The following is a 23,931-nucleotide window of genomic DNA, read 5'->3' as shown; positions in this document are numbered from 1 at the left end:
CCGCAGCTCGCCCAGCCGTTCCTCGTACTGCGCAAGCAGCTTGTAGAGCGCCACGCTGCTGGCCGCGAGGCCGCCTTCGCGGTTGCGCGCCAGGCGCAGCCTCCGGAATTCGGATTTGAAGACCCAACCATAGCGGTTTTAAGACTTTTCGGCGTTGTACGGCCTCCCGCTCCCGTCCTCAGAGGGTCCGGGAACCTGGCCCGGTTCGACCGCCTGTCGCCGACAGGAGAATGGAGCCTGCAAGGCGAACTTCCCATATAGGAAAAAGTCAAAGATCAGGGAGGAATCGCCATGAACGCCGTTCCCTCAAGTCGCATTACGCATTTTTCGGCGGTCTTTTTCGTGTCCGATCGCAAAGCTGTGCTGGATTACTATCGCCAACTTGGATTTTGGTGCGACGAAGAGATGGGGTTCGCCGAGCGCGACGGTCTGCAAATGATCTTCCATGAGAGCGATCCTGCCCGGGAGATCGTGCCTCATGCGCCCGCGCACGGTCGTGAGGCTCTCCATGTGTTCGCCATGGTCGAAGGCGTCGACCGGCTTTACGAGGAGTTCAAGTCGAAGGGCGCGGTCTTCCAGTACGAGCTTCGCACCAATGAATACCGGATACGAGAATTCGCCATACGGGATCCCCAAGGCTACACGATCGGATTCGGCGAGTCGGTGGCGTGAACTTGCGGACAAGGACGACAAGACCGGGCAGTTTGCCCGGTCCTTGTCTGCCCGCCGCCGCGCCGGCGCATGCCGCTTCGGCGAATCGAAGCCCGTGTCGCCCGTTCGTATTGAAATTCCGTGCCGGTCTGTGCCACAATAAAATAGCATTCGTTCCGTCTTTTCGCATCTCCATCCTATTCGAATCGGAGGTACATAATCATGAAAACGATTAAACTCGGCACCAGCACGCTGGAGGTTCCTGTCGTCGCAGTCGGCTGCATGCGCATCAACTCGCTGGACAAGCCCCAGGCCGAACGCTTCGTCCGGACGGCGCTGGAGGAAGGCGCGAACTTCTTCGAGCATGCAGATATCTATGGCGGGGGGACGTGCGAGGAGATCTTCGCCGATGCCATCCAGATGAGCCCGAGCGTCCGTGAACAGGTCATCCTCCAATCGAAGTGCGGTATTCGCCAAGGCTTGTTCGACTTCTCCAAGGAGCACATTCTGAATGCGGTGGACGGCATCCTGAAGCGGCTCAGAACCGACTATCTGGACGTGCTGCTGCTGCACCGCCCGGATACGCTCGTCGAGCCGGAAGAAGTGGCGGAAGCGTTCGATCAGCTGGAGCGTGCAGGCAAGGTGCGCCACTTCGGCGTCTCCAACCAGAACCCGATGCAGATCCAGCTGCTGAAGAAGTTCGTGAAGCAGCCGATCGTGGCCAACCAGCTCCAGCTCAGCATCACGAATACGACGATGATCTCCCAAGGCTTCAACGTCAACATGGAGAACGACGCGGCCGTGAACCGCGACGGCAGCATCCTCGACTTCTGCAGGCTGCATGACATCACGATCCAGCCTTGGTCGCCGTTCCAATACGGATTCTTCAAGGGCGTATTCCTCGACAATGAGCTGTTCCCCGAGCTGAACAAGAAGATCGACGAAGTCGCAGCCAAATACGAGGTCAGCAACACGACGATCGCCATCGCTTGGCTGCTCCGCCACCCGGCGAACATGCAGCCGGTCATCGGGACGATGAACATCGAGCGCCTGAAGGACTGCTGTAAAGCAGCCGACATTCGCCTGACGCGCGAAGAGTGGTACGAGATCTACCGTTCGGCGGGGAATGTGCTGCCTTAAACGTACTGAAGGGTACCCTTTGATAGGGTACCCTTCCAGTAATCACGTTGTTGTTCAAACCTTTCCGGGGGGAGCCGCCTCCTCCCCGAATCCGATTCAGAGAATCCCCTCGTCAGACCCTATTGTATCTCAATATTCATCTCGGGCCCCGTATACCCGCCCACTTTTCACGCAGTTGCAAATTCTCCCTGTAAAAGGGTTGATTGGAGTCGCGGATCGGGATCGAGGCGCCATAATCGAAGCTTACGCCTCGCCCAGGAAGCCTTCCTTAAAGATCTTCAGCAAGTATTCGAGCGTCGTCGGATCGCTGTACGAGGACGCTTCCGTATCGATCTCGATGACATGCTTGTTCTTGACGGCCGGAATGTCGCTCCACGTTCTGCTCTTCATAAAAGCATTGTCGGCCGAGGCGCTCCTGCTGAGCACGATATAGTCGCCGGCATACTCGGGCAGAACCTCTTGGGATAATGTATAGTAACCCGGCCCAAGCGCATCCTTTTTTACCTTCTCCGGCATGCCCAGACCCATGGCCTGATACAGGATTTCCGTGCCGCGCGCCCAGTTGCTGCCGAGGACGTAGAAGCTTTTCGCATCCGTCTCGAACACCGACACGGTAACGTTCTCGCCGTTCTTAGCTTTGATCTCTTTGCCGATCGCTTCCGCGCGCTGCTTGAAGTCATCGATCCAAGCCTGCGCTTCCTTCTCTTTGTTCAGCAGCTTGCCAATCTCCAACTGCTGCGCCAGGTAGTCCAGCTTGCCCCACGTGTACGCGACCGTCGGCGCGATCTTGCTCAGCTTGTCGAAGTTCTTCATGTCCGCGCCGCCGACGATCAGGTCCGGCTTCAGCTCGATGATCTTTTCCAAGTCGTTCTCCGACACCACTTGAACGCCATTCAGCTTGTCCGCAAAAAGGGGATTCTTCCCCGTCCACTCGTCTACGCCGACCAGTGTTCCGCCCAGCGAGAGCACGTTCGGCGCATTCGTGAGCGCGACGATCCGCTGCGGATTCGTCGGCACCTTGATGGCTCCGTTCTCGGAGGCGTAGCTGATCGTGCCGGTCGCCGCTTCGCTCGAAGCCGACGCGCTGGCGCTCTGCGATGGGGATGCGCCGGCGCTTGGGGAAGGCGAGGTCTCGCCGTTGTTCGCGGCATTTTTGCCGCAGGCGCTTAGCGCAATGAGCAGCAGCAACAGCATAGGGATGAGCAGCTTGTTCTTCATGTTCGAATCTCCTTGTATGGGGGAATGAATGACAATTTAATCGATAATGATTATCAATATCACTAGTTTATAACTATAATTTCCTGCCTCCAGGTTGTCAATAGGAATCCTTTCGTTCCTTGCCATTGCTGCATGAGATTACGCGCAAAAGGCCTCCATCCTCTCTTGCGAGAGGGAGGTCCTCGATAGGGACCATCTTGTGGATTTAAGCCAGCTCCGACAACAACTGCTCATAGACCGCCTTCACTACGAGCGAGGGACCGACCCCCAGCTCCCGATCCAGCATCTCCGTGAATTGCGCATAACGGTTGGCGAGCGCTTCTGAGGGGTCGATCCTTGACGGATCGGCCTCTTCAGGCTGCATCACCGAAGCTCCGCTGCAAAATATCTCTCAAAATGAACGGGCGGGGTGTCGATCAGGACACGTCCCGTTCGTCGTCTTCATAGCGGCCGAATTCAACGTTGCGCGCCGTCCTAATCATGGAGAGGAGGTGAACACGCATGCGATTTCTCCTGATTGTCAGACCGTCTGCGGGTGCCCTGCGTTCGGCCAGACTCCGTCAGGATCAGCTGGACGCGAGGATGAAGTACAACGGGGCATTGGTGCAGGCCGGCGCGCTGCTCGCCGCCGAGGATCTCCTGCCGGGCTCGAACGGGATCCGCATCGCCTATCCGAACCCCGGAGGCAGGCCCGTCGTGACGGAAGGACCTTTCGAGGAGGCGAGGGATTCCATCTCCGGGTTCACGCTCATTGAGGCGGGATCGAGAGAGGAAGCTGTCGACTGGGCCAAGCGCATGCCGGAGCCGCACGGGCCGGGAGCGAGCGAGATCGAGATTCGCCAAGTCCGCGAGGCGGCCGAGCTGTCTCAGGACCCGGAGACCGTAGCGATGTTGAAGAGGCTGAGAGGCTGAAGATGCTCTGACTGTCTCGTACAGGCGACGCGCAAGGATGAGCAACGAACCAAAACAATCCATAAAGGAGCAGGATCAACCATGAGAAAAGTGATCGTACAGCAATTTGTGACGTTGGATGGGGTTATGCAAGCGCCCGGCGATCCGAATGAATTTGAATACGGGGGTTGGCAGAAGCCATATACTTGCGAGGATCATTTGTCTGCGATTGTTGAGCAGGCTTACGAGGCGGAGGCACTGCTCCTGGGGCGCAAAACCTATGAGGGCTTCGCGGCCGCATGGCCCTCAATGACCGGCATGCAAGGACTGGCAGATCGGATGAACAGCATGCCGAAGTACGTGGCGTCGAAAACCTTGGCGCAGGCGGAGTGGAACGCCACGCTGATCCGCGGTGACCTGGCCCAAGAGGTCGCGAAGCTCAAAGAACAGCCCGGCCGCGACCTGCTGGTCGTAGGCAGCGGCGATCTCGTACAGACGCTGATGAAGCACCGTCTCGTCGACGAATACCGGCTCTGGGTCTATCCGGTCGTCCTGGGCCGCGGCGAGCGTCTGTTCAGAGAGGGTAGCGAGCGATTCGACCTGCGCTTCGTCGACGCCAAGACGCTCAGCACCGGCGGCGCGATCCTCACCTACCGGCCGGCGTACGATTAAGGACACCGCTAGCAGGCATCCCGATGCGGAAGGGATAAGTCAAAAAGCGCCGGCCTTCCATCCTTGTCTGGATGGAGGTCGGCGCTTCTTCATTCCTGAAGGTGTCTCTGCTCGCCGCGAATTACTTGAATGTGGCGAATTTCAGCTTGTTCTTCTTCAAATACGCGATAATATCCGGCAGCGCTTCTACCGTCTTCTTGTCTTCGTGGAGCACGTACACGCCGCCGGGGGCTTTGACCTCATGGAAGTACTTGAGGATATCCTCCGGCTTCTTGGCATGCCAATCTTCGGGGTCGCGGTTCCACAGCAATACCTTCAACCGCTCCTCCTTCGCGCTGGCGATCAAGACGTCGTCGATGGCGCCGTAAGGGGGGCGGAACAGGGTAACGGGCGTATGCGTGAGCGATTCGAGAATCTCGGAAGTCTTGGCTAGATTCTTGCGCTGTTCCTCGCGGTCGGCCTTCGTCATCACGCTGTGATCCCAAGAGTGGTTCCCGATCGACATCCCCTGCTCGCTCGCGTAAGTAACCGCATCCGAATGGCGGCTTACGTTCTGCCCTATGAATAGAAACGTCGCGGCTACCTTCTGCTCGATCAAGATGTCTACGATCTTCTTCGTATAGGCGGACGGGCCGTCATCGAACGTCAATGCCACATAGGCCTTCGGCAGCCCGTAGAAGCTCTGATCGCCGTCGATCTCAAAGACCTCGTAGTTCCCGTGAACCGCTGCGGAAGACGACGAGGCCGCGTTCTGCGCAGGCGCCGTCTGAACCGGCTCAGCCTCCGCCTGGGCGGCTGTATCCTTCTCATACTTGGCAACCTGGACGACGGCGCCCTCTTGATCCGCTGCCGTAGAGAGATCTCCGATCGGCAAGTCCGCGGTCCCTGCCGCGACCGTCGTCGCCGCCTTCGCCGTGCCGGCATGCCCGCTCAGGATGTCGGCGTCATCTGTCAACCGGTAGCCCGCGTACCAGATGCACAAGTAGACCAACAATCCGCCGGCGACCAGGTACCGTATGGTCTTCCATCCGGTCGGGGCAGAGGTTCGGCGTACTCTGCGAGAGCGGTGAGGTGCGGGAGTCCGACGGGCATGGTGCGGCCCGGAAGGTATCGAAGCCTGCTCGGCCGGATGCGGCCCGGCACCTTCAGAGGCTATGGCTGCCGGTCTGCCCGTAGCGACCTCGTCATGAGGCGGCGCGGAGAGGCTCTCCCTCTCCCGGACCCGCTGCAGCTGCGTTTTGAACGCCTCGCTGCAGGCAAAATACAACGTTTCCCGCGAGACGCCATTCATTCGGATCAATGCGCCATAGTAGGTGTTGCGATAGGGGTCCCATTTGGGGTAGGGAGAGAGCCGAACCCGCCCCCCGTTCAACGGCTGCAGCGCATCCAGATGAAGATAAGTGAACTCATCGATCTCCAGCGCGTGCGAAGTTCGTTGGTCCTGAAAAGTGACAGCGATCTTGATCTGGAAGCGGTCATCCTGCAGTCTCCCAAGCGACAGCAATTCGATCACTTGCGTGCTATACGTCTCCATGCCAATCCTCGACCTTCTCGTCCGTTAAACTCGTAACCTCACTCCGTCGCGATCCCGTCATTCGCGCTTGCAGTCGGCGAGAAAGGAGATGTCATCCGAGCGGTAAAGTCGTTGACCATGTTCACCAGATACGCCTTCTCCTGGCGGAGCGTCTCGAACTTCTGCTTCATATGCGTATGTTCCACTTCGAGCTTGCCGATCTTCTCTTCCAGCTCGCCGATCCGCTTGTTTTTCTCGGCCTGGGTCTCGTTGTTTTTTTGCAGCAAAGACGCGTACTTTTGACGCTCGACCTCATTGGCCCCCTTCAGCTCTTCGATTTCGTCCGACAGGACCGATTGGAGCTCTCGGTAGTCGTCCATCATCTGATCGACTTTCAGGTTTTTCTCGGTCAGCTTCTGCTCCAGCTCCATGATGCTCTTCTCGCGATCCTCGATGACCTTGTTCAGATTCTTCAGGTCTTTGTTCAACCGATCGATGTGGCCATTCGCATAGTTCAATCGGTCTTGCATCTCATAGTTGCTGGCCTCGATGCCCTGCTTGGCCTGAATCATCTGCTCGACGGCGAATACCAGATCGAGCGATTTCTTATCCATAGGAGACTTCTTCGCAAAAATGGAGCTAGAGCTCTCTTCCCCGCTATCGGGCGTATCCAACAGCGTCAACGCGTCCTCGGGCAGATCATAAGACGCCGACTGTTCGCTTAGGTCCTGCTCCGGCAGCCGTTCGGATGACTTCTTTTTCTTGAGGAAAGGAGAAAGCATAAGGGTTTACCTCGCCTTTTCTGTGAAAAATGTCGTACGTTGTCGTATCTGATGAATCAATTATAGAATAATTATCCTTTCGTGAAGCGGGACCAAAGGATCATTTTACCAGTAGCAGCGGCCTACAAAGCGCGCCGCGCAAGGCTTGTGCGCCGCCTCCTCCCTCTTGACTCCCCCGTTTTGTCCGCTGGAACAAGCCGAAGACCCCTCGCCGGAGGGGTCTTCGGTCTTCCCATATTACACGTACAGCTTAGATAGGGAGTGCCGGAGCGTCCGCGGCGAGGTTCATTGATATCGGACCAACAATTCGGAGAGCTTCTGCCGGATCGCCTCCTTCAACTCCGCCGGCTCCTCCAGGACCGCCTCGCTCCCTAGTCCGATGAAGAACTCCGCGTAAAAAGGAATGTCGCCGCGGGACACGTCCTTGTCGATCGCGCCGCTCCCGTCTTCTCGCACTTGCAGCATCGGAGTGAGCCACAGCTCGGCCTCGCAACGCTGAACGCCGGACCGGGTCAGTTCTGCACGAAGGCGTATAGGCTCCCTCGGCTCCGCGGCATCCCGCCGGCTGAGGCGAACGTCGCCCAGGTCGAGCGGCTCCGTGCCGGACGCGTCGTACGCCGCCTCGCGTATCCGGTCGCACCGGAACACGCGAAAGCCCTTGCGCAGGAAGCAGTAGGCCGTGCAATACCAGAATCCGTTGTTCGCATAAATGCAGACCGGCTGAATTCGGCGGCTGGTCGCGCCCTCCTCCTTCGACGCATATTCGACAACGAGTATCTTCCGTTGAACGGCCGCGTCTAGAAGAATGGCGAGGCAGGGGGCATCGCCCCGCCTGGTCGGCGTAATGAAGTCGACCCTGTCCTTCATGCCGTCGATCCGGTCCCGGACGTCCCCGGGCATATGAAGGTAGAACTTGCTCAGCGCCGAAGCGGATTCCGCTTCGAACGGCAGCGAGGAGTAATGGCGCAAGGCGTGAACCGCAAAGAACATCGCCACGGCCTCTTCCTCCGTGAATGCGATCGGAGGCAGCACCCTCTCCCGGACCACCTGATAGCCCCCGTGTGGACCGACTTCCGAGTACAGCGGCACGCCCAGCTCGCTCAGCTCCTGCAGATCCCTGAGCATGGTGCGCTTGGAGACCCCGAATTCGTCGGCGAGCTCCTGCACCTTGAACCGCCGCTTCCGGTTGACGGTCATCATCAGTTCCATCAGCCTCTTGGACTTGGGCATTCCAACCGCCTCCTTTTTTCATCCGCGAACGGGTCGATGACAGTTTCTGTCACCATTATGACTTAGGATAGATACGGCAGGCAACACTAAACCCTAAGGAGTGATCGACCATGCGTAAATATACCGCGTTATTCTTCCTCATCATGTTCATGATCGGAACCGACACGTTCCTCATCTCTCCCTTGCTTCCGACGCTGCAGGCTGAGTTCGGCGTCTCGACGGGGGCCGCCGGATGGATGCTCGGCGCCTACACGCTCGGATCGGCCGTCTTCGCCCTGATCGCGGGTCCCCTGTCCGACGGCTGGAACCGGCGGATCGTGCTCCTCGGCGGCTTGCTCGGCTTCTCGATCTCGACGATCTTGTGCGGCTTCGCGGACAGCTTCTGGACGATGTGCCTGTTCCGCTTCCTGGCCGGCGTGAGCGCGGCGTTCACGGCGCCCCAGGTATGGGCCTCCATCCCCGCCGTCGTGCCGGCGTCCCGCATCCCGAAGACGATGGGCATCGCCTTTGCGGGGCTTGCCGCCTCCCAGGCGCTCGGCGTGCCGATCGGGAGCTGGCTCGCGGTCACCCATTGGTCCGTTCCGTTCTGGACGGTCGGGATCGCTTCGCTGCTGCTCATGGCCGTCGCCTTCTTCTTGCTGCCCGACATGAGACCCGGCACGCGCGAACGGACGTCCATCCTACGCCGGTATGTCCCGCTGCTCACGAGCGGCAAAGCTAGAAGCGGCTTCCTCGCCTACCTGCTCCTTCACTTGGGGAGCGGCACCGCCTTCGCCTTCGTCGGCAAATGGATGGCCGACCGCTTCGCGCTTCCGATCGGGCAGATCGGGACCGTGATGATGTTCCTCGGGTTCGGCACGCTGCTGGGCAGCATCGTGAGCGCTTATGCGACCCGCAAGCTCGGCTCTACGCGCGCGGTGGCCGCGGGCATGTCGTTGCTTATCGTGCTCTATGCGGTGATCCCGCGGCTGACGGTTCTCCCCGTCGTGACGGTCGGGTACTTGATCATTTTCGCGACGCTCGGCATCATCTTCCCGATCGCCATGGGGGCGCTCACTTCGCTGAACGCCTCCATCCGGGGGACGATATCGAGCCTCGCCAACTCGACCATGAACGGCGCGAACACGCTGGGTGCCTGGATCGCCGGCTTGCTCTATGTCCATCTCGGCGGATACGCGTCGATCGGCCTCTTCGCGGCGGTCTGCCTCGGACTCTCGCTCGCGATGTTCGTGTTCGGCGGCGTCCTGGGGAGAAGCGCGGCGCGTACAGGCCGGGAATCGGCATCCGCCTCCTAAGCCGGGCACGTTAGCGGACAAGAACGCGAAGGATCCTGACTTTACCTACATGGGAGGTCGGCGAGCTGGAGTGGCGAAAACGCGCCAAGGGACTGTCCCTCCGGGCCCAATCGGCCTTCTGAGACAGTCCCTTCTGCCGTGCTGCCGAAATGAGAAATGACGCAGGCGGGATCAGACGGGCGATGATGCCGCATCGCTTGCTGCTTTACTTTCGGGCAGCCTCGGTTCGGGCCCGTTTTCTGCCGGTGACGAATACGCCGCCCAGTATGCAGACCAGCCCGGCCAACAAGCTCCAATGGATGGGCTCGTTCAGCAGCGCGCCTCCCCAGATAATCGCGGTTCCCGGCACCAGGTAGGTCACCATCGTCGCGAATTCGGGGCTGCCTTTTTGAATCAGGAAATAGAACAGAATGTAGGCGACGCCCGACCCGAAGACGCCTAATCCGATCAGCATCGAGAGGTTCGTCAACGAGGCCAGGCGCGGCAGCGAGACCGGCTCCGCCAGGAAGGCGACGGTCCCGCTGCCCAGCATGGCGCACAGCAGCGTGCCGAACGTAATCTGATACATGGATACGCCCTTCAGCCGTTTGGATAGCTGAGAGCCGACCGCATAGCACAACGTTGCCGCGATCATGCTCACAAACCCGACGACATCGACCGACACGACGGAATGCGGATTGATATCCAGCAAGACGAGCAGTCCGATAAATGCGATGCCCATGCCGATCCACTGCATCCGGTTCGTAGCCGCCTTGAATATCGCCGCGCCCACCACGATCGTCCACAACGGCGTTGTCGCATTTAAGATGGATGCCATGCTGCTGGTCAATCTCGTCTCGCTGAAGGCGATGATCGCCCATGGAATGGCCGTATTGAACAGAGCCATGACCGCCATGGGGAACCACTGAATCTGTCTGAGCGCGAACGGCTTCCGCAAGACGAGCATGATCGCCGAGATGGTGATCAGACCGAAGCTGGACCGAAGGAACGCGATCGTCCAAGGGCCGAAATCGTGCAGCAGCTGCTTGATAAAGAAAAACGAACCGCCCCAAATGAGGCTCAAGACGATCAAGACGAAGAAGAGTAAACGAGGCACATCGGTTCCTTCTCTCTATTATTCTGTCCGCGAATCCGGAGAGGCCCCGTTAATAGACTAGGCTCAGCCTTATCATAATCTCTAATGCCGGCCGGCGCTACCTCAGGGGTGCAATCCCCCGATCTTGCGATCAGCGCGCGATCGGGACCCAGCCCGTTAGCTCCGCCCCGCCGTCCGGACGATTGGCTGCGGTCAAGTCTCCGCCATGCGCCTTGAAGATGCGATAGGCGATGGCGAGGCCCAGGCCCGCCCCGCCCGTCTCCCGATTGCGCGAGGCCTCTCCCCGGTACAGCGGCTCGAAGACGCGGGGAAGATCGGACGGGGAGAATCCGGGACCCGTGTCCCGAATGGCGACCACCGCCCGTTGCCCCTCCGTCCGGCATCGCACCTGAATCTCGCCGTGAGGCGGAGTATGCCTCGCCGCGTTATCCAGCAGATTGCCGATCGCCCGCTCCAACTGATGGGCGTCTCCTCTGATCAAGCAAGCCTCGCCGGAAGATTCGGCCACGATCGATATCCCCTTGGCCTGCGCCGATCGGCGGATCCCTTCGACGGACCGAGCCAGCTCCGCGTTCAAGTCCACGACGTCTTCCGCGTGCGCCATCTCCAGATATTCCGTCTTGGCGAACGCGAACAGGTCCGACACGAGGCGATCCAGTTGATTCGACTTCTCTTTGCAGACGGCTACATATTTCTTCATCTGTTCCGGCGAAGCGGCGATGCCTTGGTCGAGGCCATCCAAGTATCCTCTTAAGGCGAACAAGGGCGTACGGAGATCGTGGGCGATGGCGCCGATGAAGAAGCGCCTCTCCTCCTCCAGCTCAGCCTGATGCGCCATGGACCGCCGAAGTCCCTCGACCATCGTCTCGAACCCGTCGCGCACTTCGGAGATCTCCCGGATCCGGGAGTCGGGCAGGGCGATATCCAGATCGCCTTCGGCAATCCGTCTGGCCCCTCTGCCCATGGCCTCCAGCGGTTGAACGATCCACCTGCGCATGCCATACCCGATGAGGATGACGGCCAGGAGCAGCCCCGCTAGCGCGGCCACCCATAGACCTGCAGCACTCCGCTGCCCTTCTCCCAGATGAAGGCGCAGCGACTGCGTCTCCACGAGACGGACGATGACATAGGTGAACCAAGGCAGATGGCAGATCAACAGAAGCGCGAGCACCAGAAAGCTGCGGATTCGAAGCCTCTTCATACCGGCTTGCCCTCGAAACGATAGCCAATGCCCCACACGTTCGCCAGATAGCGGGGTTGATCGGGGTCGAGTTCGATCTTCTCGCGCAAGCGGGCCATATGAACCCGCACCGTATGCTTGTCGCCCACGCCCTCCCAGAATCGTCCGAGCAGCTGCTCGTAGGTGAACACTTGGTTGGGATGCTCGCTCAGCAAGCGCAGCAGATCGTATTCCTTCGGTGTCAAGGACACCTGCTCTCCATCGACGAGCACGTCGCGCGTAGAGAAGTCCAGCTTCAGGCGCCCGTAATTCAGCATGCGCGGGGCCGCATTCATCGAAGGAGCGGCCGCCCTTCGCAATACCGCCTTCACGCGGGCGACGATCTCGCTCGGGGAAGCAGTCTTGACGATGTAGTCGTCTCCTCCGATGCCCAAGCCGCGGATCTTGTGGACGTCATCGTCGCGGGCGCTTAGGAACAGGATCGGCACCTCGCTGGTCGCCCGGATCCGGCGGCAGAGCTCGAACCCGTCCTGCCCCGGCATCATGATGTCGAGAATCAGGCAATGCACGGAAGCTTCTTGGAATTTGGCCAGCGCTTCCGCGGCGCCGTTCGCCGTCAGGACGCGGAATCCGTCGTTCTCCAGGAAATCCCTCATCAGATCTACGATGCTCTTGTCGTCGTCCACGACAAGGACGGTTTGCTGTCGACTCACCGCTATCTCCGCCTTTACTGGTATCGCTCTAAATGTCCAAGTTTCATTAAGGCCAGTATACCATTCCTTTCTCGCCGGACGTTTCACTGTTGCGTTCTGTGACGGTTCGTTGATGGTTTTGTGATTCTTTTATCCCTCGTTTCGGTATTTTTGCCGGTTATTCTTAGGCGTAGAAGCTTGATTCAGCTAGGAAAGGAGCGGTACCTATGGAACTTGGACGTCAAATCCTAATCTCGGCTAACGTCTGGCTGGGCATCTCGTTGTTCCTCTTTGTCGCCTTCCGGTTCGCCCGTCTGCGCGGCGGCCGCGGCTTCGGGCGGCGGAGACATGAGCGGTAGAGGGCTTTACCGCATCGTCGCCGCGCTCGCGGCGGGCTTTGTCGTCTGGACGCTCTTGAACCGCCTGGTCTTCGACCCGCAGGCCGCCTCGTTCCTCAGCCACAAGACGGCGCTTGCGCACCCGCTGCGTCTCCCGGTATGGCTCCGTGTCTTGGACATCCATATCGTCGCCGCCTGCTTGGCCCTGCTGGCAGGCGCCTTGAACTTCTCGGATCGGCTGCTGCGGAATCACCGGTTGCTTCACCGGGTCACGGGGTATGTCTACATCGTTAGCGTGCTCGCGGTCTGCGTAACGTCCGGATACATGGCCCCTTATGCGACCGGAGGAAGAGCCGTCAGCATGGCGTTCAACCTTATGAACATGGCCTGGATCGCCATGACGGTTACGGCCCTTGTTCAGATCAGACGGAGACGGGTCGACAAGCACCGCCGCTGGATGGTCCGCAGCTATGCGTTCTGCTTCACGAACCTCTCCATCCACGCGCTGACGTGGACGCTCACCCGTCTCCTCGGCTTGTCCTATGAGGCCGGCTACGCCTCGAGCGTGTTCGGAACGATAGTTCTGCTCGGCTTGGCAGCCGAGCTGGTCATCCGGTTGTTCTTCCGGACGCCGTTTCGGCTGCCGCCCGCGAAGGTCGACGCTGGCGCATAGCGAACAGCCTCCATCCCCACTCGGTGGGCGCTCCAGTGGCGCGGTTCGATCGGCTGACCGTCACCCAGGCGCTGGTCCGGCAGATCGTCGATTTGTTCCTTCATGGATCGGCCTAACGAAGAAGACTCCTGAAATATTCGGGAGTCTTCTTCGTCCTGTCGCCTTCCCCGCCAGCTCATGGTCACAATTCTAGCCGAAAATGTCATCAGCTTAGTAGTTACCGCGGAGGCGCTATTCCTACAATGGATACACGGAAGGCACTCCCGATCTCCCTGCGTTCAGAGAGGAGGCTCCCGCTAACGCGCAGAAGGATTCAGCCATTGGCGATTCGGTATTTAAACCATCCATGGAGGTCATCGCATGTTCAAAAAAGCAAGAATGAACCGGTTGTTCGCTTATGTGCTGGCGCTGTCCCTATTATCTCTGCAAGTCCCTTGGGCCCCTGTCGCCTCCGCGGCGGCGCAGACCTATGAAGCGGAATCGGCCGCGCGGGCGGGCGGCGCCGCAGTCGCCTCCGATCACGCCGGATACACCGGCACGGGCTTCGTAGGCGGGTATACGGATACCAACAAAGGCAGTGCTTCGACCGCCTTTACTGTAAGCGCTCCCTCTACCGGCAGCTATACGGCTTCGCTCCGCTATGCGAACGGCACCGGGTCGACGCAGACTCTGAGTCTCTACGTGAACGGCGCCAAGCTGAAGCAGATCGCCCTGGCCGCGACGGCCAACTGGGATTCCTGGGCGACCCAGACGGAGACGGTCTCGCTCAACGCGGGCAGCAATACGATCGCATACAAGTTCGATACGACCGACACGGGCAACGTCAATCTGGACAATCTAACGATTGACGCCTCCCTGGGAACCAACCTGGCTTTGAACAAATCGATCGCCGCCAACAATAGCTATTCCGGGTTCCCTGCATCCAATGCCGTTGACGGCAATTCATCGAGCTATTATGAAGGGGCGGCCAACGCCTATCCGAATACGCTGACCGTCGATCTGGGCAGCGCGCAGACCGTCGGCACCGTCGTCTTGAAGCTGCCGGCTTCCTGGGGCGCCAGGACGCAGACGCTCTCCGTGCTTGGCAGCACCAACAATACGACCTTCAGCACGCTCGCGGCTTCGGCGGCCTATATCTTCAACCCGACCACGGGCAATACGGTGACGATCGCGTTCGCGGCAAGCTCCGTCCGATATGTTCGGCTGAGCTTCACGGCGAATACGGGAGCGACGGGAGGCCAAGCGGCCGAGTTCGAGGTCTACGGGTCGGGAGGAATGCCCACGCCGACACCGACACCGACACCAACCCCGACTCCTACCCCAACACCAACACCAACACCGACACCGACGCCGACGCCAAGTCCGACACCGACGCCGCCTCCGGGAACGTATGGCGCTACGATGCCTTACGACACTTATGAAGCAGAGGATGCGGCTTATTCCGGCACTCTGATCGGCCCCTCTACGACTTTCGGCAACCTCGCTTCCGAAGCTTCGGGGAGGAAGGCGGTACAGCTCACGGCTGCCGGTCAATACGTTCAGATTACGCTCGCCAAAGCTGCACAGGGCGTGACGATCCGCTATGCCATCCCGGACAACGCGGCCGGGACCGGCATCGATTCGGCCATCAGCCTGTATATCGGCGGGACGCTGAACCGGGATATTCCGCTCACTTCCAAGTACAGCTGGAACTATGGCGCTTGGGACACCGAAGGCGGGCAGGTCCGCTGGTCCAACAACCCGAACGCGACGCCGACCACGCCGCACCATATGTACGACGAAGTGTCCGTCGTCCTGGATAAGTCCTATCCGGCGGGAACGGTCCTCAAGCTGCAGCGGACCGCTTCGAACCTCAACTTCGGCTCGACCGCCTATGTCGCGGTCGACTTGATCGAGACCGAAGCGATCCCCGCCCCCCTCGCGATGCCGGCGAACTACGTGTCCATCGCCAGCTACGGAGCGGTCCCCAACGACGGTCTGGACGACACGGCGGCCATCAACAACGCGATCAACGCGGTGAAGAGCTCCGGTGGGACGTACAAAGGCGTCTGGATTCCGGCGGGCGCCTTTACGTTGAACAATGGGAACAAAGGCGCCGGCTACGACGGAACCGGAACAAGGCTGTATCTGGATAGCGGCGTATCGATCAAAGGGGCCGGCGTCTGGTATTCCACGCTCTCCGGCAACTACGCGGGCATCTATCTGAGAGGCGGCAACGTGACGCTCTCCGACTTCAAGATCAGCGCGAACGACGTCATCCGGGACGACTACAACGGCGTATCCGGCGTGGAAGGCAACGGAACCAACTCCACCCTGACCAACCTGTGGATCGAGCACGCCAAGGTCGGGTTCTGGCTCACCAACCAGACGATTAACGCCACCATCTCGGGTTCCAGGGTCAGGGACGTCTGGGCAGACGCCGTCAATCTCCACTACGGCACTTCCAATACAACCGTCACGAACAATTCAATCCGGAACAGCGGCGACGACGGTCTGGCGATGTGGTCGGACACGTACCTGGATACCAACAATACGTTCAGCTACAACACGGTGCAGATTCCTACGCTGGCCAACAACATCGCGATCTACGGCGGGAAGGACAACAAGGTCATCGGCAATCTGGTCGCCGATACGGTGGTCAACGGCTCCGGGATCTCCTACGGCACGAACTTCAATCCGCCGTCGATGACCGGCACGTTGACGGTTCAGAACAACAAGCTCGTCCGAAGCGGCTCGATGCACAAGGACTACGGCTATCAGATCGGCGCGATCTGGGCGTATTGGGTGGGCAACGCCGGCAAGGCGCAGAACCTGACTGTCACGGTGTCCGGCAATACGATTCAAGACAGCACGTATGCCGGCATCTTCATCGAAGAACCGGCGCCGAACATCTCCGTCACCTATGCGTCCAATACGATCACAAATGCCGGTACCTACGGCGTCTACGTCCGAGGCTCGGCGACCGGCAGCTCGACCTTCACGGGCAATACCGTGAACGGCGCGCCGTCCGGCAAGTTCTTGAATGCCTCGTCGAGCTTCACCGTCTCGGGTTCGGGCAACAACTGGTAAGCGGAACAACAGGCACGCCAAAGGAGCTGCCCGCGGGCAGCTCCTTTGCTGTCAAAGACGGTAAATCCCCATCCTCCAGAACCCGCCTTGCGCAGCGGGCTTCTCTCATCTCCCGTCCCGCGCGTCGAACCCGCCCTTCGCGAGCACGTACAGCAGCTCGCCGTTGCAGTCTGCGTCTTCGCCAGTCAATCCCTCCAGCACGCGGTCGAATCCGAACCCCAGCTTCTCGAAGACCCTGAGCGACGCTTTGTTCCGCGGATCGGCCTTGGCGTACAGCCGATTCAGCCCGATCGTCCTGAACGCGTACGCCGCCAGAGCGGCAGCCGCTTCGGTCGCATAGCCGCTGCCCCATTGGTCGCGACGGATCAAGTAATATAGCTCTTTGTCCGGCGCGCAGCAATCCAGGACGCCTACCCCGCACCAGCCGATCATCTCGCCCGTCGCTCTGCGCTCGATGACGAACGAATACTTGAACGGCCCGTCGAACGGCGTACGGTAGCTGTCCATCAGCCATGCGAACAGTCCTTTGTACGCTTCAAACGGCATGACGTCTATATGCATATAAGCGAGCAACGTCGGATCCTGCATCAGTTCGAACGATGGCATCAGGTCGCTTGCTCGATAGGGACGAATGATTAAGCGCTCGGTCTCCAAGCGCATCGATGATAAAGCCTCATGCATATCGTGTTCCTCCTAGTCTGGAATAGCCGGCAAAGTTCAGACTAGCGTACGAAATTCGGCATCGCTATACCTCGCTCTCCGCTTGCTCTACAGATGAGCATAATACGATCCGCCTGCCGGACGATAGGTACAATTTGATTTTAATCCATCTCGCTCAGGCCCGCTCCGGATGGCATGTTATGATATTCATCACTTCAGCCCCCCATGCCCTTCAGGTATTCTGTTGAAAAATAGAAAGAAGGGCTCCTCATGAAAAGAACCTGGTCGGTCGGCTTGCTCGCAGGTCTTATCTCAGGCGTTGTCAGTATTGGCTTGTATTACCTGCTCATCGCAGTGACCGGATTCCACTTCAAGCAGCTGAATCCGGTGTCCATTCTGATCGCCTCCGTCGTATCCAATCTGGTAGGCGCGTTCATCTATGTCAAGCTGCGCGAGAAGACGGCGAGGCCCCGCCTGCATTATACCTGGATCGCTATCGGATTTGCGCTGCTGCTGACTTTGATGGACTGGGCCTATCCGCCCGAGCCGCATATCGGCGATATCTCGGCGCCGATTCACGCGATCGTTGTGTCGATCTCGATTATCCTGATTCCGAATCGGCTGCGCCGGAGTAATCGATGATGCCGAGGAATCTTGCGACTCCCCCACCTCCTAATCAAGTCAGACCGGAATCCGGACTGGTAGTCGGATTCAGGGCCGCCAGATGGCTGAAGCGAATAGGCATTCTCGCTCTGCTGCTCGGCGCGATGCTCGTCGGACTGCTGCAGATCCGGGCGCCGCACCCCGACGGTCCCGATGCCCCTCCCAACGAATTCTCTGCCGCTCGCGCGATGGAGAAGCTCAGTATCATAGCAAAGGAACCGCATCCGGTCGGGTCGGCCGCGCATGACCGGGTGCGGGCTGAGCTGCTGGCGGAGCTCGAAGACCTGGGCTTGAAGCCTGAGGTGCAGCGAGCCGAAGCGCAGCGAGTCGTCGTGGAGCAGCCGAAGGCGAAGCGGCCGGAAGACCCATCGAACGGGGATCCCGGGTTGCCCGTCGTCGTCGAGAACATCGTGGCGCGAATTCCGGGTTTGGACAATAGCAAGGCCCTCATGATCGCGGCGCATTACGACTCCGTTCCGGGCGGGCCGGGGGCTGCCGACGACGGGGCTTCTATCGCAGCCATGCTGGAGACCGTACGCGCGATTCAAGCGTCGGGTCCGCTTCAGAACGATCTGCTGCTGCTCATGACGGACGGCGAAGAGTTAGGCCTGCTGGGCGCGGAAGCGTTCATGAGAGAGCATCCCTGGGCCAAGGATGTCGGATTGGTCCTCAACTTTGAAGCGAGAGGGAATAAAGGGCCTTCCTTCCTGTTCGAGACGAGCGAACGGAACGGATGGCTGATCCGAGAGTTCATGAAGGCGGCGAAGCAGCCGCTGGCTTACTCCCTCATCTACAATTTTTATAAGTTAATGCCCAACGATACCGATCTCACGGTATTCCGCGAGGGCGGGCTGCCCGGCCTGAACTTTGCCTTCGGCGTGGGGCTCGATGCGTACCATACGGCGTTGGATACGCCGGACAACCTCGACCGTTCCAGCCTGCAGCACCAAGGAGACTACATGCTAAGTCTGGCACGGCATTTCGGCCAGTTGGATCTGTCCGACGTGGAGCAGGAAGACCGGATCTACTTCAACGCCTTCGGCTGGAGCATGATCAGCTATCCGGAATCATGGGCGCTCGGGTTCACGGTGCTCATCGTGCTGCTGTTCGCCGTTACCGTATGGCACGGCACGTATCGGCACCGGCTGAGCCTGAAGGGAATGGCGGGAGGATTCCTCGTGTCCCTGCTTCATATGGCGGCGGTGCTCGGGGTAGTCGCCTTCGCATGGATGATCCTGCGGGCGAGCGTGCCGAGGCCCTATTATATATCCATCATGAAGGACCTCGGCGTCGGGACGTACTATCTCATCGGCCTCCTGCTGCTCGTGCTGCTGATCACGACCGTACTGATCCGGCGGTGCTCGCGCTACGTGCGAACGGAGAACCTGTGGATCGGCGCGCTGCTGCTGTGGGTGCTCCTCTGCGCGGCGACGACGCTGTATCTGCCGGGCGGGAGCTACCTGTTCGCGTGGCCGCTGCTGTTCAGCCTGACCGGACTGAACGTATCTTACGTCCTGCGGAAGGGGGCATGGATCTGGGCGTCCGCGCTGTCCGCGATGCCGGGCATCTTGCTGTTTGCGCCGATTCTATATCTCGCGTTCGTGTTGATGACGCTGGATATGGCGGGCGCGCTGATGACGGTCGCCGCGCTGGTGTGCACGCTGATCTATCCGCTGTTCTGCCGTGTGCCGAAGCAGGGACAAGATGATCGAACGATCTGATCAGAAGGATGTAGATAAATCGTTCCCGTGTTACGATGAATACAAATCCTGAAGTCGGGAAGCGATCGAAATGCGAAAATGGTTGATGCTGGCGCCCTTGCTCCTCCCGTTTTTCTATTTGCTCTGGCCGAAGCGTCTAATAGGGTTTGAATTGATCCTTTTCCTAATCTTTGCTGCAGGGTACAGGCAAAGCTACGTCGATGCGAAGCGCCGCGAGATGTACATTATCGTACAGATTATAGCGATCTCGATCATGGCGGCCGTTGCGAACCCTTGGCTGGTGGGTCTCGGCTTGCACCCGGCGATAAGCATGAGCTGGCTGAGCTCCTACCGCCGCATTTCCGGGATGGCCGGGTTCATGCTGGCTTCCTTCTGCGGTACGCTTTTTCTGTTTGACGGGGGGCTTCTTTCCGTGGCGTGGCGGCACGAATGGCTGCCCTTGATCCTGGCGTTAGCCGCGGTACCCTATATATTGAAGCTGTACCAGATGTCCTGCGAGGTCAAATCCAAGCTTCGGGACGCCAACGACGAGATCGCCCGGCTGATCAAGAACGAGGAGCGCCAGCGGATTGCCAGGGATCTGCACGACACGCTCGGCCATCAATTATCGCTGATCACGCTGAAAAGCGAGCTGGTGGAGAGGCTCATCGCCGGTCACCCGAATCAAGCCCTCGAAGAAGCGCGCGACGTGCAGCAGATCTCGAGATCGACGCTGCTGCAGGTTCGGGAGTTGATCAGCGATATGCAGTCTATCGATATCGGTGAAGAATTCCGGCAGGCCGAAGAGATCTTCCAGTCGGCAGGCATTGCCTTCGAAGGCGTCAATCGCAGTTCCCTAGCCGCAGTACCGATCATTCAGAATATACTGGGCATGTGCCTGCGCGAGTGCGTGACGAACGTGATCAAGCATAGCGGCGCCGACCGCTGCAAGGCGACCCTCTGCGAGGAGCCCGGCCAATACATGCTGCACGTGCAGGACAACGGCACCGGCATGGCAAGGGACAGCTCCCGGCTCGAACAATTCGGCAACGGGCTGCTCGGGATGAAGGAACGACTGCTGCTCATCGAGGGCAAGCTTGAGCTGGTCTCCGATCAAGCCTGGGGAACGCGGGTGTCGATCACCGTGCCGAAGATCGCCAAACCGAACATCGCGGAGGTCGTAGGATGAAGATCGTAATCGCAGAGGATCAGGGTATGCTCCGGGGCGCGATCAGCCGGCTGCTATCGCTGGAAGACGATATCGAGGTCGTCGGCGAGGCGGACAACGGCGAGCAGGCGCTAGCGCTGATCCGCAAGCAGGAAGCCGACATCGCCGTACTCGATATCGAGATGCCCCTGCTGAGCGGGCTGGAGGTGGCGGAGACGCTGCAGGCGGAAGGCCATCCCTGCCGGATCGTCATCGTCACCACGTTTGCCAGAAGCGGGTATTATCAGCGCGCGGTCCATGCGGGCGTGCGGGGTTATCTCTTGAAGGAAGCGCCCGTCTCGGAATTGGCCGAGGCTTTGCGCAAGATCCATGAAGGACGCCGGGTATTCAGTCCTCATCTGACGTTCTCGATGATGGAGGAGACGAATCCGCTCACGGCGCGCGAATGCGAAGTGCTGATTCACCTGAAGGAAGGGCACACCGTCGCGGAGATTAGCAAGCTGATCTTCTTGTCGCCGGCGACGATCCGCAATTATATCTCCGAGATCCTGCAGAAGCTGGAGGCCAAGAATCGCATCGATGCCGTGGCGATTGCGCAGAACAAGGGCTGGTTAAAGTGAGAAAGTCTAATCGTCTCTTGCGAAAAGCAAGTTCTGCGCAGAAAGCCCACTCCGCATACGACCGTATGACATATTCTGTTGGCACCATTTGAATTTCATGGAGTTGAAACGATGGCGCCCCCCTATCGCGTGCATTGGCGCGGCCCAATCCAACGTAAAGGCGGTCTCGGCAACTCCAGCCGAGAGTATGTAAAGGCGTTGCGCAGACAAGGCGTCCCCGTTACGACAGCATCGTTCAGGGAAGCCGCGCGCAATCCGTCCGGAAAGCGCGAACCGAAGCGAGTGCTCATCTACCACTACCCTCCCCATACGCTTCAGGTCATAAGAGAAAGAAGACGCTATGATCGCATTATCCTGAATACGGTATGGGAGACCACGCAGATCCCCCGGAGTTGGAAGACGGCGATTAACCAATATAACGGGGTATTCGTTCCAACCCGGCATAACTATAGAGCCTTGCGGAAGAGCGGGGTCCGAGTCCCTATCCATATCGTTCCGCACGGGGTCGACACGAAGGCCTTTTCCCCGTCCAATCCGCCATATCGGCTGCCGAGCGCTGCCGGGAAATTCGTGTTTGTCTCCGTTTTCGGATTTCAGCACCGCAAAAACCCCGAGGCGCTGCTGCGCGCCTACTGGGAGGCGTTCTCGCACAAGGATCGCGTCTTGCTGGTCATCAAGACGAACGGGTATAGCGCTCGGGAGAATGGAGCCTGGATTCGCCGGCGGATCGAGCGCTATCGGGCATCGCTCCGCATTCCCCACCGACCGGCTCCGTATGTCGTTCTGACCGGATACATGGGCAGCAAGGCGCTCAAAGGGCTCTATACTTTGGGCGATGTCTTCGTCTTGCCTACACGCGGCGAAGGGGTAGGAATGCCCTATATGGAGGCGATGGCGAGCGGAATACCGGTGATCGCTACCTCTTGGGGAGGTCAGATGGACTTCTTGACATCCGCCAATTCGTTCCTTGTTCCTTACCGGCTGCAGAGCCCCTCTTCCAGCATGAAGAAGAGATCCGCCATCTCCAAGTCCTTCCGTTCTCTATTCGCCGGGCCCGGACAGCAATGGGCGGAAGTCGATCTTGCCGGGCTTAAGGCGCAACTGCGCAAGGCCTATCTTCACCCCGGGCTATGCAGGAGCAAGGGAAAGCGTGCCCGACAGGATGCGCTCCGACTGAGCTGGGGACATGCGGGACGAGAGATGAGGAAAGCGTTGGAGAAAGTGATGGCGGAAGGTAGGGCAAGCGGCTTCCGTAAAAAGGATGGATCGTGACGATGCGTCCGCCACGCCCATCTCGCGTTCCTGAACGGCATGCCGCTGGCCGGATGTCGCGTTGCGATAGAGACCCTTCATGGACCGGGCTGCTCTGCCCGGTCTTTTCTTTTGCCTTTATTTATCTTAAGGAGTCTTAAGTCTAATTTAAAAATGAATTATAAGAGTCTTTATGACTGAGGATTACAGTTAATAGACAACGAGACGGCGCAGGGGGATACACGGTGAAGGCAAACGAGATGGATAGGGTAGATTCACCAGGCAAGAGAGCGAATTACGGCGGCCTGGACTGGTTGAAGCTGATCGCGGCGCTGTTGGTGGTCGCCAACCATACGAGTCCGCTGACTTCCGTCAGCCCCGATGCCGACTTTCTGCTGAGCGGTATCCTGAGCCGGATTGCCGTTCCGATCTTCTTCATGACATCCGGATTCTTCTATTTCCGCAAGCTGAATGGCGATCCTCGCGTGGATCGGGAGGCGATGTACGGCTATCTGCGAAAAATCGGGAAGCTGTACGCCGTCGCCCTGCTGCTGTACGTTCCGCTTAACCTCTATACAGGTTACTTTACCGAAGATTTCAGCGCATATTCGCTGATGAAGGATCTCGTGTTCGACGGCACTTTCTATCACTTGTGGTATCTGCCCGCACTGCTGATCGGGATCCTGCTGACGACATGGCTGTATCGGACCCTGCCTCTGCCGGCGATGCTGGCCGCGGCGGGTCTCCTGTACGTCGTAGGCCTGCTAGGCGATAGCTACTATGGCCTGTTCAAGGCCAACGAAGCCTTCTCGCAATTGTACGCAGGCCTGTTCAAGGCGTTCGATTACACGCGCAACGGGTTGTTCTACGCGCCGATCTATCTGGCATTGGGGGCTTGGGCCGCCAAGCGGCCGCAGCCGGAGCGAAGACCGCTCGCGAATGCCGGCTTGTTCTTGGTCTCGCTCGCCCTGATGCTGACCGAAGGCATGCTCCTGAACCTAGCAGGGATGCCCAGGCATGACAGCATGTACATATTCGCGCTGCCGGCTGCTTACTTCCTGTTCCGATGGGCGCTGCAGTGGAAGGGACGATCGGGCAGGACTTTCCGGGAATGGCGCGTCTGGATCTATATCCTGCATCCGATCGCCATCGTGCTGGTTCGGGGAGCGGCAGAGACCGTACATCTGGAGGCTCTGTTGATCACGAATAGCCTCCTGCATTACGTCGCCGTTTGTCTCGTATCGATCGTCTTAGCCGTGGTCGCGGTGCGGTTGTGCGGGATCTCCCTACGGATAAGTCCCGCTAAGATAAAGCCTCGCGAAGGCGCTTGATATCGCTCAGTGGCGGCGACAGCGATAAGCCTCGGCGATCCCTGAGGACGCCGAGGCGCCGATCCGGCTCCGGTCGGCAAAGGCGGGCGAGGTTATCC

Annotated in this window: 23 protein-coding genes; 14 read left to right on the top strand and 9 right to left on the bottom strand. The window is 59.3% G+C overall.

Translation table 11 applies throughout. The features are described 5' to 3' along the window. The first annotated feature begins 291 nt into the window (after positions 1-291). Positions 292-672, top strand: a complete 381-nt coding sequence (locus H7C19_RS14710) for a VOC family protein (RefSeq protein ID WP_246469510.1) — start codon at positions 292-294, stop codon at positions 670-672. Positions 673-873: 201 nt separating this feature from the next. After that, positions 874-1,791 (top strand): aldo/keto reductase, encoded by a 918-nt coding sequence (locus H7C19_RS14705; RefSeq protein ID WP_185143415.1) that lies wholly within the window; start codon positions 874-876, stop codon positions 1,789-1,791. A 243-nt stretch (positions 1,792-2,034) separates the two neighbouring features. Here H7C19_RS14705 and H7C19_RS14700 read toward each other — a convergent pair whose 3' ends face one another. Next, the gene (locus H7C19_RS14700) at positions 2,035-3,009 is read right to left on the bottom strand and encodes an iron-hydroxamate ABC transporter substrate-binding protein (RefSeq protein ID WP_185143414.1); all 975 of its coding nucleotides are present in this window, start codon (positions 3,007-3,009) and stop codon (positions 2,035-2,037) included. A gap of 205 nt (positions 3,010-3,214) precedes the next feature. Continuing rightward, positions 3,215-3,373, bottom strand: coding sequence for a hypothetical protein (locus tag H7C19_RS14695; RefSeq protein WP_185143413.1), 159 nt, complete (start codon positions 3,371-3,373; stop codon positions 3,215-3,217). A 137-nt stretch (positions 3,374-3,510) separates the two neighbouring features. Here H7C19_RS14695 and H7C19_RS14690 point away from each other — a divergent pair, with 137 nt between their 5' ends. Beyond that, on the top strand, positions 3,511-3,921 hold the full coding sequence (locus H7C19_RS14690) for a YciI family protein (RefSeq protein WP_185143412.1): 411 nt from the start codon (positions 3,511-3,513) through the stop codon (positions 3,919-3,921). An 81-nt stretch (positions 3,922-4,002) separates the two neighbouring features. Next, entirely contained in the window at positions 4,003-4,572 is a 570-nt protein-coding gene (locus H7C19_RS14685) for a dihydrofolate reductase family protein (RefSeq protein WP_185143411.1), read from the top strand. 121 nt (positions 4,573-4,693) lie between these two features. On the opposite strand, the gene H7C19_RS14680 is transcribed toward H7C19_RS14685, so the two are convergent. The 3 genes from H7C19_RS14680 to H7C19_RS14670 form a co-directional block, all read right to left on the bottom strand. Next, on the bottom strand, positions 4,694-6,106 hold the full coding sequence (locus H7C19_RS14680) for a polysaccharide deacetylase family protein (protein WP_185143410.1): 1,413 nt from the start codon (positions 6,104-6,106) through the stop codon (positions 4,694-4,696). Between the two features lie 38 nt (positions 6,107-6,144). After that, positions 6,145-6,867 (bottom strand): hypothetical protein, encoded by a 723-nt coding sequence (locus tag H7C19_RS14675; protein WP_185143409.1) that lies wholly within the window; start codon positions 6,865-6,867, stop codon positions 6,145-6,147. Positions 6,868-7,152: 285 nt separating this feature from the next. Then, entirely contained in the window at positions 7,153-8,097 is a 945-nt protein-coding gene (locus H7C19_RS14670; protein ID WP_185143408.1) for a helix-turn-helix transcriptional regulator, read from the bottom strand. 110 nt (positions 8,098-8,207) lie between these two features. Between H7C19_RS14670 and H7C19_RS14665 the strand changes: the two genes are divergently transcribed. Then, positions 8,208-9,392, top strand: a complete 1,185-nt coding sequence (locus H7C19_RS14665; RefSeq protein ID WP_185143407.1) for an MFS transporter — start codon at positions 8,208-8,210, stop codon at positions 9,390-9,392. A 205-nt stretch (positions 9,393-9,597) separates the two neighbouring features. Here H7C19_RS14665 and H7C19_RS14660 read toward each other — a convergent pair whose 3' ends face one another. The 3 genes from H7C19_RS14660 to H7C19_RS14650 all read right to left on the bottom strand — a co-directional run bounded on the left by H7C19_RS14660 (position 9,598) and on the right by H7C19_RS14650 (position 12,381). Then, positions 9,598-10,488 carry a DMT family transporter gene (locus H7C19_RS14660; protein ID WP_185143406.1) on the bottom strand — a complete coding sequence of 297 codons (891 nt, stop codon included), beginning with the start codon at positions 10,486-10,488 and terminating at the stop codon, positions 9,598-9,600. A gap of 130 nt (positions 10,489-10,618) precedes the next feature. Continuing rightward, entirely contained in the window at positions 10,619-11,689 is a 1,071-nt protein-coding gene (locus tag H7C19_RS14655) for a sensor histidine kinase (protein WP_185143405.1), read from the bottom strand. After that, a complete protein-coding gene (locus H7C19_RS14650; RefSeq protein ID WP_185143404.1) occupies positions 11,686-12,381 on the bottom strand; it encodes a response regulator transcription factor in 696 nt (231 codons plus the stop codon). The genes H7C19_RS14655 and H7C19_RS14650 overlap by 4 nt, the downstream gene beginning before the upstream one ends. 206 nt (positions 12,382-12,587) lie before the next feature. Here H7C19_RS14650 and H7C19_RS35230 point away from each other — a divergent pair, with 206 nt between their 5' ends. The 3 genes from H7C19_RS35230 (at position 12,588) to H7C19_RS14640 (ending at position 16,440) form a co-directional block, all read left to right on the top strand. Continuing rightward, positions 12,588-12,719, top strand: coding sequence for a hypothetical protein (locus H7C19_RS35230; protein WP_281384866.1), 132 nt, complete (start codon positions 12,588-12,590; stop codon positions 12,717-12,719). Beyond that, positions 12,709-13,371, top strand: a complete 663-nt coding sequence (locus tag H7C19_RS14645) for a DUF2306 domain-containing protein (protein ID WP_185143403.1) — start codon at positions 12,709-12,711, stop codon at positions 13,369-13,371. The genes H7C19_RS35230 and H7C19_RS14645 overlap by 11 nt, the downstream gene beginning before the upstream one ends. A 360-nt stretch (positions 13,372-13,731) precedes the next feature. Continuing rightward, the gene (locus H7C19_RS14640) at positions 13,732-16,440 is read left to right on the top strand and encodes a galactose-binding domain-containing protein (protein WP_185143402.1); all 2,709 of its coding nucleotides are present in this window, start codon (positions 13,732-13,734) and stop codon (positions 16,438-16,440) included. 105 nt (positions 16,441-16,545) lie between these two features. On the opposite strand, the gene H7C19_RS14635 is transcribed toward H7C19_RS14640, so the two are convergent. After that, positions 16,546-17,121 (bottom strand): GNAT family N-acetyltransferase, encoded by a 576-nt coding sequence (locus tag H7C19_RS14635; protein WP_185143401.1) that lies wholly within the window; start codon positions 17,119-17,121, stop codon positions 16,546-16,548. A gap of 249 nt (positions 17,122-17,370) precedes the next feature. Between H7C19_RS14635 and H7C19_RS14630 the strand changes: the two genes are divergently transcribed. From H7C19_RS14630 to H7C19_RS14605, 6 genes are all read left to right on the top strand, one after another. Beyond that, the gene (locus tag H7C19_RS14630; protein WP_185143400.1) at positions 17,371-17,742 is read left to right on the top strand and encodes a DUF6069 family protein; all 372 of its coding nucleotides are present in this window, start codon (positions 17,371-17,373) and stop codon (positions 17,740-17,742) included. Then, positions 17,742-19,484, top strand: a complete 1,743-nt coding sequence (locus tag H7C19_RS14625) for a M20/M25/M40 family metallo-hydrolase (protein ID WP_185143399.1) — start codon at positions 17,742-17,744, stop codon at positions 19,482-19,484. Before H7C19_RS14630 ends, H7C19_RS14625 begins: the two co-directional genes overlap by 1 nt. Positions 19,485-19,554: 70 nt before the next feature. Continuing rightward, positions 19,555-20,652 carry a sensor histidine kinase gene (locus H7C19_RS14620; RefSeq protein ID WP_185143398.1) on the top strand — a complete coding sequence of 366 codons (1,098 nt, stop codon included), beginning with the start codon at positions 19,555-19,557 and terminating at the stop codon, positions 20,650-20,652. Further along, the gene (locus H7C19_RS14615; protein WP_185143397.1) at positions 20,649-21,251 is read left to right on the top strand and encodes a response regulator transcription factor; all 603 of its coding nucleotides are present in this window, start codon (positions 20,649-20,651) and stop codon (positions 21,249-21,251) included. Before H7C19_RS14620 ends, H7C19_RS14615 begins: the two co-directional genes overlap by 4 nt. A gap of 111 nt (positions 21,252-21,362) precedes the next feature. Beyond that, entirely contained in the window at positions 21,363-22,523 is a 1,161-nt protein-coding gene (locus H7C19_RS14610) for a glycosyltransferase family 4 protein (RefSeq protein ID WP_185143396.1), read from the top strand. A 224-nt stretch (positions 22,524-22,747) separates the two neighbouring features. Continuing rightward, positions 22,748-23,833: an acyltransferase gene (locus H7C19_RS14605; RefSeq protein ID WP_185143395.1), complete on the top strand. Its 1,086-nt coding sequence runs from the start codon at positions 22,748-22,750 to the stop codon at positions 23,831-23,833. Positions 23,834-23,931: the final 98 nt, after the last annotated feature.

Origin of the sequence: Cohnella nanjingensis, assembly GCF_014212125.1 — a bacterium.
GTDB classification, from domain to species: Bacteria; Bacillota; Bacilli; order Paenibacillales; family Paenibacillaceae; genus Cohnella; species Cohnella nanjingensis.
This window is presented reverse-complemented; position numbering and strand designations above follow the sequence as displayed.